7 protein-coding genes are annotated in these 15,291 nt (G+C 35.2%); all 7 read left to right on the top strand.

Annotation, left to right across the window (positions count from 1 at the left end):
• Window positions 1-246: 246 nt before the first annotated feature.
• The 7 genes from ABW636_RS15130 to rlmB all read left to right on the top strand — a co-directional run bounded on the left by ABW636_RS15130 (window position 247) and on the right by rlmB (window position 15,289).
• Window positions 247-3,426 carry a SusC/RagA family TonB-linked outer membrane protein gene (locus tag ABW636_RS15130; RefSeq protein ID WP_367590908.1) on the top strand — a complete coding sequence of 1,060 codons (3,180 nt, stop codon included), beginning with the start codon at window positions 247-249 and terminating at the stop codon, window positions 3,424-3,426.
• Window positions 3,427-3,437: 11 nt separating this feature from the next.
• Window positions 3,438-5,030, top strand: coding sequence for a RagB/SusD family nutrient uptake outer membrane protein (locus ABW636_RS15125; protein WP_367590907.1), 1,593 nt, complete (start codon window positions 3,438-3,440; stop codon window positions 5,028-5,030).
• A gap of 161 nt (window positions 5,031-5,191) precedes the next feature.
• Window positions 5,192-8,380 (top strand): VCBS repeat-containing protein, encoded by a 3,189-nt coding sequence (locus tag ABW636_RS15120; protein WP_367590906.1) that lies wholly within the window; start codon window positions 5,192-5,194, stop codon window positions 8,378-8,380.
• 265 nt (window positions 8,381-8,645) lie between these two features.
• On the top strand, window positions 8,646-11,744 hold the full coding sequence (locus ABW636_RS15115; protein ID WP_367590905.1) for a SusC/RagA family TonB-linked outer membrane protein: 3,099 nt from the start codon (window positions 8,646-8,648) through the stop codon (window positions 11,742-11,744).
• Window positions 11,745-11,753: 9 nt separating this feature from the next.
• Window positions 11,754-13,466: a SusD/RagB family nutrient-binding outer membrane lipoprotein gene (locus ABW636_RS15110; protein WP_367590904.1), complete on the top strand. Its 1,713-nt coding sequence runs from the start codon at window positions 11,754-11,756 to the stop codon at window positions 13,464-13,466.
• A 13-nt stretch (window positions 13,467-13,479) separates the two neighbouring features.
• Entirely contained in the window at window positions 13,480-14,373 is an 894-nt protein-coding gene (locus ABW636_RS15105) for a hypothetical protein (RefSeq protein WP_367590903.1), read from the top strand.
• 181 nt (window positions 14,374-14,554) lie between these two features.
• Complete coding sequence (gene rlmB, locus ABW636_RS15100; RefSeq protein ID WP_367590902.1) at window positions 14,555-15,289, top strand: 23S rRNA (guanosine(2251)-2'-O)-methyltransferase RlmB; 735 nt, start codon at window positions 14,555-14,557, stop codon at window positions 15,287-15,289.
• Window positions 15,290-15,291: the final 2 nt, after the last annotated feature.

The raw sequence follows: 15,291 nt of genomic DNA, 5'->3' as shown, positions 1-15,291 counted from the left end.
TAAAAAACTACGCTTGTTTTTTCAAAAAAACACCAGAAACCACATTTCCGAAAACCCCATAAAAACATGATTAGCAGGTTATTAAGACGCAATCAACTTACACTTAAACCATACACTATATACTATTTAAACGTAAAATACATATACTATTTTACCATATACTTATTATTTTTTAACCAAAAAAAGTTGTTTAATTAAGATATTATAAAGAATTTTAGACAAGCTAATCCTAAACATTCACACATAATGAAGTCATCAAAACAAGGAATTCTAACACTTTTCTTAGTGTTAGTTGCGCAACTTGCGCTTGCTCAAGAAATAACCGTAACAGGTATTGTGACCGACAACAACGGAGCACCTTTACCTGGGGTAAATATTATTGAGCGTGGTACCAATAAAGGAACTCAAACTGATTTTGACGGAAAATACTCTATCGAAACAAATCAAGGAAAATCATTAGAGTTTAGTTACGTTGGGTTTACCAAAACAATAATTACAGTTAACAAAAGTGAAATCAATGTTTCTTTACAAGAAGATGCTGCGGTATTAGAAGAAGTAGTTGTTACTGGGGTAGCATCTGGTACAAATAAACGAAAGCTAGGAGTCTCTGTAAACTCGGTAAAATCTGAAGATTTACAAGTACAGGGAGCTCAAGCAATTGACCAGGCCTTACAAGGTAAAATTGCTGGTACCATTATTCAGTCAACTACAGGACAACCAGGACAACAACAAAATATCATCTTAAGAGCGATCAATAGTTTAAACTCCTCGCAACCTATGATTTTGATCGATGGTGTTCAAGTATCCACTTCAGAATCCAGTGTTGGAGGTGCATCTAACCAAAGTTCTCGTCTTGCTGATATTGATTTCTCTAATGTTGAAAGAGTAGAAACTATTTCTGGTGCAGCTGCGGGTACTATCTATGGGGCCCAGGGAGCCAACGGAGTCATTAACATTATCACAAAAAAAGGTAAGGCTGGTGCCCCTGTTGTTAACATTAGATCCTCTGTTAGTATCGCACAAGCGATCACTAGCAAAGATCCTTTAAGAGCCAATTTACATCGCTATTCTACCAATGCCCAGGGTTTTTTGGTAGATCTTAACGGAACTCCCGTCACACAATTAAATGACAATGCACAATACTTAGCGGTTGATCCTAATGAAATAGCAGACATTAATGGCGCTCAATTTGGAGCCGAAGGTATTAACAACACTCCATTTAGAGAACCAACTTTTGTAGGATCAGACATATTATTTAATAATGCGATCAACACCACTAATGGTGTAACTGTATCTGGAGGTTCAGAAACCATCAGATATCTAGTATCTGGTAACAGGACAGAACAAGAGAGTGTATTGGTAAATGGAAAATACACCAAATACGATGCTCGTATAAATCTAGGTTTTGATCTTTCTAAAAAAATCAAAATCAACACTAGATTTGATGTGATTAACAGCACCAACACTACAGGTACAGACACTGATGATGCTAACGACAATAACCTGATCAATAATGTATATCAAAACCTTCCACATGTAAATTTCTTTAACAGGAATAGTGACGGAGACCTAACGGTATCGCCAGATGCTACAGACCCAAACTCCTCAAACCCTTTCTTTTTTCAAGAAATACAGAATAGAGAAGACAAAGTAACCCGGTATATTGCAAATTTTGATATCACATACCAACCTCTTGAAGTCTTATCACTAAATCTTAAATACGGCTATGACACCTTCACCCAACAGTTTACCTTTTTTCAGGAGAATCAAATTGATCATATACAAGCATCCTCTATAGGAACCAATGTATCTGGCATTATAAATCAGGTAGATACACAGGAATATTTTCAAAACTTACTAATTTCTACAAATCTAACCCTAGATTTTGTAGAAGATCTCAAAATTGACATTCCCTTTACCTCAAACACTACATTCAATTTTGACTGGAGAGACCTAAACTCTGAAACAACAGATGTTCAAGGCACCAGCTTGCCGTCTGGCCCTCTTGGTTCTTTTAACATCAATCAAGCAGTTGTCAAAACATTCAACTCTTATGAAGAAGAGCCTTTTACAACCTACGGATTCTTAATTAATCAAAAATTTGATTATGAAGCTATTTTTGGTTTTTCTGTCGGTCTTAGAAAAGATTTCTCAAACCGATTTGGGTCTGGATTAGATTTCACCTTCCCAAGAGCCGATGCTTACTTAAATACCGCTGAACTATTTGAATCTGATGTTGTAAAAACACTAAAAGTAAGAGGAGCGTATGGTGAAGCGGGAATTCAACCCTTATTTGGTCAGAACCTCTTTACTTTTGCTCTAACCACCATTGGTAGTGAAGCAATTGCCAGTATACCCTCTACAGTTGCTAATCCAGAATTAGAAGTAGAAATCTCTAAAGAGTTAGAATTAGGTATAGACTATACCCTCTCTCCTGGTACCGGATTATGGTTTAATAGAATAGATGGTTCTGTAAATTACTTTGACCGAAAAACAGAGGGAGCTATTTTTGACTTAGGACTACCTACAAGTGTAGGAACATCTGCTATAGTCTCAAACGCTTATGACATTACTAGTGATGGTCTTGAAGCCTCTATAGATTTATCAATTTACAAATCAGACAAAATTAAATGGGATTTTGGTATTCGCTATACCAAATCAACAGCTATACTGGATAGAATTGCCAACAAATTACCAGTTGTTGTTAGTGATAATTTTGTGTTGCAGGAAGGCCAAGAAATAGGAACATTCTCTGTTTTTCCTGTTATTACAAGCTTAGACGCTGTAGATAATAGTGGTGATAGAATTATCCCTGCTGCAGACGTTAATGATTTTACCATAGCAAGTTCTGGTTACGTAGTCAATAAAAGCACAGGTAGAGTGGTTATAGGGCCTGACAAAATAGTCGCTGGTAGTACACAGCCCGATTTTGTACTAACTTTTATCAATGATTTCTCTATACTCAATGATTTTGTTGGGGTTTCATTTCAAATAGATTGGTTTCAAGGGATCGATGTTTACAATCGCGCGAGACAATGGCTATATAACAACGGATTACATGCCAATACAGCTGTACCCGTTACTATTGAAGACCCTACCGGAGCTGATCAAACCGGAGCTTTTGTAGCCTATTACACTTCTCTATATAACACCAATGTACCGACTTCAGAATTTATAGAAGATGGTTCATTCATTCGCTTTAGAGACATTAGTCTAAATTTCAAATTAAACAACGTTCTTAAATTTGATAAAATAGACCATATTAACTTAAGTATTTCTGGAAGAAACTTAATCACCATAACCGATTATTCTGGATTGGATCCTGAAGCAGCCAGAGGATTTGGCAATACGTTTCAAAGAGGTTTTGATGAATTTACGCATCCAAATACTAAGAGCTATAATTTCGGGTTAAACATCTCATTTTAAAAACTAAGACTATGAAAAGTTTATTTAACAAAGTAGCATTACTATCATTTTTAGTGCTTTTATTTATGGTCTCTTGTCAAGATAACATTTTAGACACTGACATAGACCCAGTAGACAACAACCTTCCTTCTCTTTCTTCATTGACCAATGTAGATGGATTAACCACTTTTGCAAAAGGAATTTATGATTTTATTGCTTCGGAAGATGTTTTTGAGACTGTCGGAGTAGAAAAAGAAAGCCCAATGCTTTTCTTTACTTATGGATATCATGAGACCATGGGAGACGTTATGACCATGCCCTGGGGTAATTTTGGAGGAAGATGGATTAACCAAACAGAATCTATCACCTTAGATGACGCTTCGGTAATTACCCCTCCTGCAGGAGGGCCACAACCTGGAGAAATTGCCATTCGAAACACTCGAGCAGCAGGAAGTGATAACGCTTTGCAATACGAATGGAGAGATATGTATAGCATCATTGTACAAAGCAATACTATTCTAGAAGCATTAGACAATCTCCCTGCAGATGATGTGACCAAGCAAGCTTTTAATGCCTGGGCATTATGGTGGAGAGCCTATGGTTACAGTAGGCTAGGCTCTATGTACGAACAAGGAGTAATCAATGACAGTGGTCTAATCTCTAATCCAACTTCGGCACCAAGCACAGAATACGCATCTAATAACGAGCTTATTACAAAATCGAATGCCATATTAGACGACCTAGAAACATTATTAAATAATGTTTCTGACGCAAGTGCATTCGATACCAGATTTAGCAATTTCCAACTTGCTTATCTAAAAGAAAAAGTAAACCTAAGCGAACTATTAGAAAACATTAATACACTTAGGGTACGAAACCTGGTTTACAACACTAAGGTAGCAGACATGACTACAGCAGACTGGAATCAGGTAATTACACTTGCTAATAATGGAGTGAGTGCCAACTCAAGTGCTTTCACCATAGAATCTGAAACTTCGTTTATTGACAATAATTGGCTTCCGGGGCAAGTAACTGGTTTTTGGTATTTCCCAAGTGATCGATTAATTCAGGACATTAATACTGGAGACGAAAGATTAGACAGGCTTTTTATCCAGGACGCAGATGATGGTTTTCCTTTCCCTAATCCTCGAGGGCGTGGTATTCAATATGGAGCTTCTTATTTTTGGCAAGAAAGTTCACCACTTGTTTCATCAACAGCCCAAGAAGTTACCATGTACTATGCTGGTACTCATGAAGAAAACCAACTGTTTCTGGCAGAAGCCAAAGTACGAACCAATGATATTGAAGGTGGACTTGCTCACTTAGACGCCGTAAGAACTTTACAAGAGTCTGGACTTGCTGCAACCGTAGGAACAGGACTTACTCAAGATGAAGCACTTGAAGAAATCAGAAAAGAACGTCGTTTAGCCTTACTCTTTAGAGCCGTTTCTTTTTATGATGCCAGACGTTACGGTGTGGCTGCAGGTTCTAGAACAGGAGCCCACGTACTTGATCAAAATGGGGTATTAAATACTAATGCAACTATCAACTATGGGTATTTAGAATATTGGCCGGTACCTGCATTCGAATCAGATTTCAATCCACCATCTTCAACACCAAATTAATATATTACAACAAATCAAGTATTTTACATAAAAGAGGTTGTTCACACACAACCTCTTTTTTTTATATTTATACAATGAGACACATTTTCAAGACCCTGCTACTTACCATATTTCTTAACTGCTCCTCTAACGAGAAATCTAAACATTCTTATCTATTCTCTATGCAAGATCACACAATCACAGGCATAGATTTTAAAAACATAATTAAAGAAGATAAAAAACATAACATTGTAAACTATCTGTATTACTATAATGGCGGCGGTGTTGCCATTGGAGATATTAATAACGACAATCTTCCTGATGTATATTTCGTTTCTAATCGTGGTAAAAATAAGCTATACCTAAATCAAGGAAACTTAAAATTTAAAGATATCAGCAAATCCTCTGGAACCATGGGAAATTCTGACTGGAATACAGGCGTTACAATGGTTGATATTAATGGAGATGGTTTTTTAGACATTTATGTCTGTGCAGTAACCAAAATATTGGGCTTTAAGGGTCATAACGAATTATTTATCAACAATGGAGATGAGACCTTTACTGAACAATCAAAAAACTATGATTTAGATTTTAAAGGATATGCAACGCAAGCATATTTTTTTGATTTTGATAAAGATGATGATCTGGACGCATATATCGTTAATCATGCCCTACACACAAAAACATCACATGGTCCCTCTTACATTCGAAAAAAGAGAACCAATCTAATTGGTGACATTTTACTAAGAAATGACGATTCTAGATTTAAAGATATAAGCACAGAAGCCAAAATTTATGGCGGTGCTAATGGGTATGGCTTAAGTGCATCTATTTCAGATTTTAATAATGACGGGTGGGATGACATCTATGTATGCAATGATTTTCATGAAGACGATTACTACTACATCAATAATCAAGATGGAACTTTTAGAGAAGAGCTTTCTAAAAGTTTCTCATATACCAGTCGATTTTCTATGGGGAGTGACACTGGGGATATTAACGGAGATGGATATCTTGATATTATCACGTTAGACATGCTTCCTTATGACGAAAAAATCTTAAAAGAGTCTGATGGGGATGTTTCATACAAAACTCAAGATTTTCTAATAAGCCAGGGATATCAAAAACAATATGCACGAAACATGTTGCAGCTAAATAATAAAGGAAAATATTTTACCGAAGCTGGATTGTATACTAATGTGGCCGCAACAGATTGGAGTTGGGCTTCACTTATTGCCGATTTTAACATGGACGGCCATCAAGATTTGTTTATCTCTAACGGAATACTCAAAAGGCCTAACAACCTAGACTTTATGAGATATCTCTCCAATTCTTTTAAAAACCGCCAGAAAAACAAAAAAAACGAAGATTGGCTAATCAAATCATTAGAAGCTATGCCTACAGGAAAAGCTCCTAATCAAATTTTTGAAGGAAATTCGAAAACATTCATTAATAGAAATGGTTCATGGATAGAAAACCTTCCTTCTTTATCAAATGGGGCCGTTTATGTAGACTTAGATCTGGACGGCGATTTAGACATCATAACAAACAATCTAAACGATTATGCTTCTATTTATAAAAACAACACAAAAGAAGGAACTTCAAACTCTAACATCTCAATAAAACTTAACTACCAAAAGTTAAACAAAAATGGAATTGGCTCAAAAGTATACCTTTATTCAAACAACAATACTCAATATAAACAACTTTTTGTTTCCAGAGGATTTATATCATCAACAGAATCAAAATTGCATTTTGGAATACCCAAATCCAACACTATAGACTCTATTTTAATTATCTGGCCTAATCTTAAACAACAGAAAATTATTCCAGAAAAAGACATTTCAGAAATAACCATAAATTATAACGAAACAAACGAAATTTACCTAACCAGCGAAAGCTTAAAAAAAAGTATTCTTTTTCAGCAAGAAAACTTAATTTCTTACAAACATGAAGAAGATTCTTACAATGATTTTGATATTGACAAATTAGCACCATACAAAGTGTCGGAACAAGGACCTGCTATCGCAATAGGTGACGTAAACAACGACAAAAGAGAAGATATTTTTATAGGAAGCGCTTCATTAAAAAAATCAAAACTATTCATCAATACTTTGCATGGATTTATAGAGAAATCTATCCCAGAAATAGAAAAAGACTCTATAAGTGATGATGTGGCTGCTACTTTTATAGACATTGATAACGACAATGATTTGGATTTATATATTGCATCAGGAATAAGTTTCAAAAAAAACAAAAAATATCAGAATGATCGTTTGTACATAAACAATGGTAAAGGTGATTTTGTAAAAGATACCACCAGTATACCACAAAATTTTCTCAACACTTCTGTAGTAAAACCTTATGATTATGACCAGGACGGAGATATGGATCTTTTTGTTGGAAACAGATCTGATTCATCAACTTTTGGAAACCGAGTACCATCATATTTATTAAAAAATAATGATGGTAAGTTTGAAAAAGACACTCTTTTTTTATTAAAGTCCATGGTAACAGACGCTATTTGGGCAGATCTAAATAATGATGGGCATAAAGACTTACTTGTAGCTACAGAATGGGATTACCCAAGAATATTCATGAATCAAAAAGGAAAATTGAACGAAACTAAAAAATTTCCGAGCTTAAAAGGGCTATGGCAGTCCATTACAATGTACGATATCGACTATGACGGAGATGACGATATTATTTTAGGGAACTGGGGGCTAAACACTAAGTTCAAAGCTTCTGCGAACACTCCTTTATTAATGTACCTTTCTGATTTTGATCAAAATGGAAAAAAAGAAACCATTCTTACTTATGAAAAAAACGGAGCGTACTATCCTGCTAATTCCAAAGACGAACTATCGTCTCAATTACCGATCATCAATAAGCATTTTAAAGATTATAAAAGCTACGCTAATCAACCTATTGAGAGCATCTTAACAATGCTAAACCCAAAAGACACCTTAACAAAATACGAAACTAAAACCCTGGCTAGCGGCTATATCATCAATGATAATGGAACCTATAATTCTTTTAAAGAATTCCCCCAAGATCTTCAGTTGTCCCCAATAAATTGTTTTGTACAAGGTGATTTTAGTAATTCAGGCTACGACCAACTTTTGCTAGGAGGCAATTTTAATGGTTTGAACACCTACCACGGGGTTTTTAACTCTAATCCCGGGTTTTTAATTTATAAGAATCCGAAAAAATCATCTTTTGTCTACAAAAAATCCTTTGAAATAGGATTAGAATTACATAATAAGCAGACAAGGAAACTACTTTTATTAAAACAAGAAAACGGTTTACATCTTATTTCGGCAAACAACAATGATAGTATATTAACATATAGGCCTAAAAAACACAAATAAACGAAGATTTTGTTCTTTTCAAAAATCCAATATTTTTGGCAAAAAGTAAGTTAGATTATGGACTTACTTAGCAAAATTTTGAAAATTAAAATAGCGTACTAAAACGCCGAAAGACGCGGTAAAAACGACCTTTAAAGCACATCATACATAAGTGTTAACCTCAACACCGTAAGTCTTTTAATTTTAAACTTTTAATAACAAAAAGTTGTTTTATAATAATATTATTATGACTTTTGGAACTGGCTAATTCAAATAAATTTTAAAAATGAGAACAAAGTTTAGTGAAATTCTAACACTTTTACTAGTGTTTGTCGTGCATTGTACTTTTGCACAAGAAAAATCAATCTCAGGTACCATAACAGACGATAAAGGGTTGCCATTACCAGGAGTAAACATTCTGATAAAAGACACTTCTACAGGTACTCAATCTGATTTTGATGGTAAATATTCTATCAATACTTCTACAGGATCAGTATTAACATTTAGTTATTTGGGATTTAAAACTAAAGAAGTCACTGTTGGTAGTAGTAATACAATTAACATTCAACTTGTTGCAGACGCATCAGAACTAGAAGAGGTAGTTGTAACTGCACAAGGTATTAAAAGAGAGAAAAAAGCTTTAGGATACGCGGTAAGCACAATAAAATCTGATGATATTGAGAAAAAACCAGAAGCTGACATCGCAAGAATCTTAACAGGTAAGGTTGCCGGTGTAGAAGTAAATGTTGGAGGAGGATTCTTAGGGTCAGGAACTAATGTAATTATTCGTTCTAAAGGATCTATTACAGGTAACAACCAACCATTGTATATTGTAGATGGCTCTCCTATTACGGGTGACAGGTCTTTCGATTTAGACCCTAATAACATTGAATCTACAAGTGTATTAAAAGGTTTAGCAGCATCTACCCTATATGGTGAAGATGGTAGAAATGGGGTAATTCTTATTACAACAAAAACCGGAGCTGCTGGTATAACTAATAAGAAGTTTGAAATTTCTGTATCTTCTACTACTTTATTTACACAAATTGCCAACCTTCCAGATTTCCAAAACGAATATGGACAAGGAGGTGATCAAACGATTAACACTACCTTTTTTGGTACGTGGGGAGCTCGATTTAACGGGCAAATAGTTGCCCACCCACTATCGGGTGTTAGAGCAGCTGAATATGGTAATCAAACTGTAGAGTACAAAGCTGTACCAGATAACGTTTCAGATTTCTTTTCTGCTGGTATCGGGCAAATTACCTCGTTACAAGTTAACGGTAATTCTGGAGATACTAATTATGGCGTAAGTGTGGGACATACGAACCAGACTGGCTATGTTGCAGAAAACGTTTTGGACAGATTAAACTTAAACTTTGGAGGTAGCACTAAACTAACCAACAAGTTTTCTGTACAAACTTCTGCAGGATTTACGCAAACTAAGACAAAAAGACCAACAAGAAATCTTTTTACTTTACTTACTTGGATACCTCGTAACTTAGATATTCACAACCTACCTTTCCAGGATCCTATTACGGGAGAAAGTATCTATTATCGAGCGACTGTCACCAATCCAAGATGGCAGTTAGCGAATACCAAATTTGCTACAGAAACTAAAAGATTCTTTGGTAAGATTGCACTAGACTATGATTTTAGCGATTATATAGCATCAACATATAGATATAGTATTGATACTTACAATGAACGAACTCAAAATAGTATCAATAGAGGAGGAACCAATGCTCCATTAGGATTTCTTTCTACATTTAATGACGAAAACACCATCACAAACCATGATTTTATTTTCTACCTGAAAAACTTAAAATTGACCGAAAAGATTTCTTTTAATTCTACATTAGGAGCTAACTTTAGAAATATCAGAAAAAATGTTTTAGGTATTAACAGTACGGATCAAGCGCTGTTTGGTGTATTAAATCACGACAATTTTAGAGCACATAACCCAATAAATGCCGATGAATTTGGCATTAATTCTTCTGAGCAAAACAGAATGGGTGTTTATGGTTCATTAGATTTTGATTATGATCAATTTATCTTCTTAACTTTATCAGGAAGAAATGATTGGGCTTCAACAACCGAAGCAGAAAACAGAAGTTTATTTTACCCTAGTGCATCCTTATCATTTATCCCCACAAGTGCTTTTCCTGGGATAAAAAGTGATGCCATAAATTATTTAAAATTAAGAGCAGGATATGGTTCTTCGGCAAGTTTTCCAAGACCTTATCTCACGCGTCCTTCTTTAGCAAGTAACAACAATGCCTTTATAAACCCATTCACAGGAGCTACTGTTGCTGCCAATGCGACCAATACATTTAGACCTAACCCAGATATCAAACCAGAGCTTTTAACAGAGATTGAGGTTGGTGTTGAAGGTAAATTCTTTAATAACAAAGTATCGTTAGATTTATCTGTATATCAAAGAATATCTAAAGATCAAATCTTGTTTACCGACTTACCCAACTCTACTGGTTTCTTACGTTCTGTAGTAAATGCTGGTCGTATTGACACAGAAGGTCTTGAAATTGGTTTGACTTACAATGCTTATAAAAATGATGATTTTGAGTGGAATATCAACACCAACTTTACTGCTTATGAAAGCACCGTAATTGATTTACCAGAAGACAATTTAAATATTGCATTTGGTAGAAACTTTGCGGTAGAAGGTGAACCTCTTGGAGTATTTAGAGGCACCTATCCATTAAGAGATAGTAACGGAACCTTACTGATCAACCCTGCTAATGGTAAAATCATAGCAAACGATGCTGCTGGTAAGGAAAATAAAATTATCGGTGACCCTAACGAGGACTGGAGAGCTACTGCTATTAACACCATTAGCTATAAAGGATTAACGTTATCAGCACAATTAGAATATATACATGGTGGAGACATCTGGTCGGATACAGCAACTAACCTATTAAGACGTGGTGTTACAACAGACACTCAAGATAGAGAAGGCACTTTTGTAATTCCAGGAATTTATGCAGATCCCGCTGATGGCACCATCCTTACGGATACAAACGGCAATACAATTCCTAATACTATTCAATTAGCAGCAAATGACCTTTACTTCCTTAACCTACAAGATGTTAACGAAAACATTGTATATGATGCTTCTGTAATTCGCTTAAGGGACGTGTCTTTATCTTATACATTTACCAAAGAACAGCTAGAACGAACTCCTTTTGGAAGTGTTGTATTTACATTATCTGGAAACAACCTTTGGTATGAAACTCCAAACATCCCTAAGGGGCTTAACTTAGATCCAGGAGTATTAGGATCTGGAGTGGGTAATGGAAAAGGGATAGATTTCCAAAACGACCCTTCGTACAAACAATATTCTATTGGAGTTAAATTAACTTTTTAAATGAAAAAGATGAAAACATATATATATAAATTAATCGCTATAATAGTAGTACTGCAAGTAGCAATTTCTTGCGAAACTACTGAGTTAGATTTACAAGACGACCCTACCAGCTTAACAGAGGATCAAGCGAATCCAAATTTCGTATTAAATTCGGTACTTTTTAATTTTGCACAACAGCAAGGTACATTAGCAGCATTTGCATCGCCTATAATAAGGCATACACACCAGTTTGGTACGTATGCAGCTAATGCAACCAACACTGCTATTAACACACCTTGGGCCCTTTCTTATCAGGTAAGGTCTAACAGAGAGTTTTTAGAACAGCTTTCTACAGAAAGGGGGTTATCACAACATGTAGCCATTGCCAAAATTGTAGAAGCTTATGCCTTTGTAAATTTAGTGGACTTTATTGGAACTGCTGTGTATTCTGAAGCTAACCAACCAGGAACATTTCCAAATCCAGAATTAGATAAAGGAGAAGATATTTATAATGAAATGTACAACCTACTAAACCAAGCATTGGTTGAATTGGAAACACCAAGTTCTGTACCTTTAGAGGACATATTTTTTGATGCAACCACGGATGATGTTTCTAAATGGAAAAAACTGGCTAATACATTAAAAATAAGAATGTATGTACAGACAAAATTAATTAATAATACTGCAGCCGTAACAGATATCAATGCAATTATTGCATCTGGTGATTTCATCAGTTCACCTGCGGATGACTTTTTTGTACAATTCGGCACTCAGGCAACCAACCCAGATGTAAGACATCCTTCATTTCAAAATAATTATGTTACCAATGCAAATGAATACATGAATAATGGTCTTATGGATTTAATGCAAAGAAGTATTACTGATCAAGATCCAAGAATGAAATATTATTTCTATCGTCAGGTATTGCACGATCCAAACAATCCATTAGTTGCAGACAACGATTGGCTACCTTGTACCGCAGATGCTGACATCACTTTTTGTTACATTGGTGATGGATATTGGGGAAGAGATCATGGAGATAATGATGGTATTCCTAATGATGGAGACCAACGAACCACTTATGGTGTTTATCCTGCCGGTGGTGCTATCGATAATGGAGGCACTCAAGTAGCTGCAATTGCCACTTTTACCACAGAATATGTTGCAAATCCTGATCAAACCTTAGCAGAGTTTCTATTAGAAAAATTAACGAATATTAACCCTAAAGGAAATGAAAGTACTAATAAAGGAGGAGCTGGCATTTCACCCATACTACTTTCTTCTTTTACACATTTCTTACTAGCTGAAGCTTCATTACCAGCCCCGGTTGGTCTAGGTACTACAGGTGATGCTAAAGCTCTAATGTTACAAGGAATACAAGACTCTTTTGATAGAGTTGGCACGGTTGCGGGACAAGCAATAGACGCTACACTTATAACAAACTATATCGATTCAATTTCTAATGAATATGACATGGCAACTACCGATTCAGACAGATTAAAAATTATCATAAGAGAATTTTATGTAGCTTCTTTTGGGAACTCTATCGAAGCATACAATGCATACAGACGTACAGGATTTCCAGACTTACAAGAACCAGTTATTAGTGATGCAGGGCAGTTCCCTAGAAGTTTCTTCTTACCAAACTCAGAAATTGAGGCTAATAACAACCCTAATATCACTCAAAAGAGTTTGACCGATCAAGTATTCTGGGATACGAATGCTGCTGGTTTTATAAAATAAAAAAAATTAGAAAATGAAAAATATAATTTTAAAAATATTGACATTAAGCATCGTAGGTGCTTTTATGTCATGTCAAGATGAAGATAAATTTAATAGCCCTGTTACTCACGAATTATCTAAAGGAGGATTTGTAAGGTTTGCGGAAGGTGACCAACCTAACTTTAACCTAAACGTTATACCTGGGCAAGCGCCTAGTGAAGTTTTTACATCTAAAATTGAGGACCCTAACGGTAATATTACAAAGGTTGATTATGAAATGATTTCAATAGTTAGTGGAGACACTACATCTGTATCTCCATTTAGATCTATCACCTCATTCCCTTCAGATTTTGATATATCACCGAGTGATATTGCAACATCTTTAGGTTTAACACCTGCCGATTTAGATGGAGGGAACACGTTTGAATTTAACGCCACCATTACCACAAGTGAAGGTCAAGTATTCACTTATGAAAGACCTGTTTTTCAACCTGATAGCTTAGTGAAAATATTAGGAGGAAATCTAAGTGACAATTTACTTGATGAAGGAGGGTACAGACAAGCAATGGAATTCAAAGTTTCCTATGCGTGTGTAATTACAGATCCAATTCCTGGAATATGGGTGTTGAAAACTATTGACCTTTATGGTGATGGGTGGAACGGTGCTATTTTCACCTTTGATATAGATGGTGTAAAAACAGAATACGCAGCCGCCGATTCTGGTAGTGATTTTAATATTACCGTACCAGAAGGAACTGCTTTTATAGCCGCTTCTTATTCTTCTCCAAGTCCCGGTAGAGCCTTGGGACCAGGATTTGAAGAAGAGAACGAGTATACATTAACCGATCCAGAAGGAAATGTAATTCTAGATGAAGGAAAAGGTGTTGATATTTTTCCTTTTGCTGGATCAGTTTTCTGCCCTCATTAATCAATAAATATATCATCAAACAAAAAGGCGATCTTAATCATAAGATCGCCTTTATTTTTTTTAAATACTCAATCTTTAAGTATTAGATTATTTATATTTACACCCAAAACAATTTTTCACCTTTAATTTTTGAAAAATCATTCTTTAATCTTTGGATTAAGTCTTAATTTAAAACAAATTAATGAAAAACGATTCTCTTATTTTTGGAATTCGAGCGATAGTAGAAGCCATAAATTCTGGTAAGACTATCGACAAACTTTTTATTCAAAAAGGATTACAGGGCGACTTGGCCAGGGAATTAATGCAACTTGTAAAAAGACAAAACATTACTTATACGTATGTACCTATAGAAAAATTAAATCGACTTACTAGAAACAATCATCAAGGTGTTGTTGCGCATATCTCTCCTATCGAATTTTATGAGTTTGAAAATCTGGTATTACAAGTTATAGAATCAGGGAAAACTCCTCTTTTTCTTGTACTGGATCAATTATCAGATGTTCGTAATTTTGGAGCTATTATTCGTACAGCAGAATGTACAGGTGTAGACGGGATCATCATTCAAAAAAAAGGAGGAGCTCCTATAAATGCAGATACTATAAAAACATCTGCAGGAGCAGTGTTTAAAATTCCTATTTGTAAAGTAGATCATATTAAGGATGCTATATTTTATTTTCAAGGATCGGGTATCCAAACCATAGCTGCGTCTGAAAAAGCAACGAATACCATCTATGATACCGACTTAACCATTCCAACCGCTATTATAATGGGTAGTGAAGGCAAAGGAATATCTCCTTCTGTACTGAAATTGGTAGATCACAAAGCCAAATTACCTATGCATGGCACTATTGCTTCATTAAATGTATCTGTTGCCTGCGGTGTCTTCTTATATGAAGCTATTCGTCAAAAATTATAATC

Source organism: Aquimarina discodermiae, assembly GCF_040786235.1.
In the GTDB taxonomy this organism is placed as follows: Bacteria; Bacteroidota; Bacteroidia; order Flavobacteriales; family Flavobacteriaceae; genus Aquimarina.
Note: the sequence above shows the minus strand (reverse complement) of the source record. Positions and strands in the feature narration are given on the sequence as shown.

What these genes read in the sequence shown, in the direction of transcription:
- ABW636_RS15130 (WP_367590908.1), top strand. Translation starts at nt 247, where the DNA reads ATGAAGTCATCAAAACAAGGAATTCTAACACTTTTCTTAGTGTTAGTT.
- ABW636_RS15125 (WP_367590907.1), top strand. Translation starts at nt 3,438, where the DNA reads ATGAAAAGTTTATTTAACAAAGTAGCATTACTATCATTTTTAGTGCTT.
- ABW636_RS15120 (WP_367590906.1), top strand. Translation starts at nt 5,192, where the DNA reads ATGCAAGATCACACAATCACAGGCATAGATTTTAAAAACATAATTAAA.
- ABW636_RS15115 (WP_367590905.1), top strand. Translation starts at nt 8,646, where the DNA reads ATGAGAACAAAGTTTAGTGAAATTCTAACACTTTTACTAGTGTTTGTC.
- ABW636_RS15110 (WP_367590904.1), top strand. Translation starts at nt 11,754, where the DNA reads ATGAAAACATATATATATAAATTAATCGCTATAATAGTAGTACTGCAA.
- ABW636_RS15105 (WP_367590903.1), top strand. Translation starts at nt 13,480, where the DNA reads ATGAAAAATATAATTTTAAAAATATTGACATTAAGCATCGTAGGTGCT.
- rlmB (WP_367590902.1), top strand. Translation starts at nt 14,555, where the DNA reads ATGAAAAACGATTCTCTTATTTTTGGAATTCGAGCGATAGTAGAAGCC.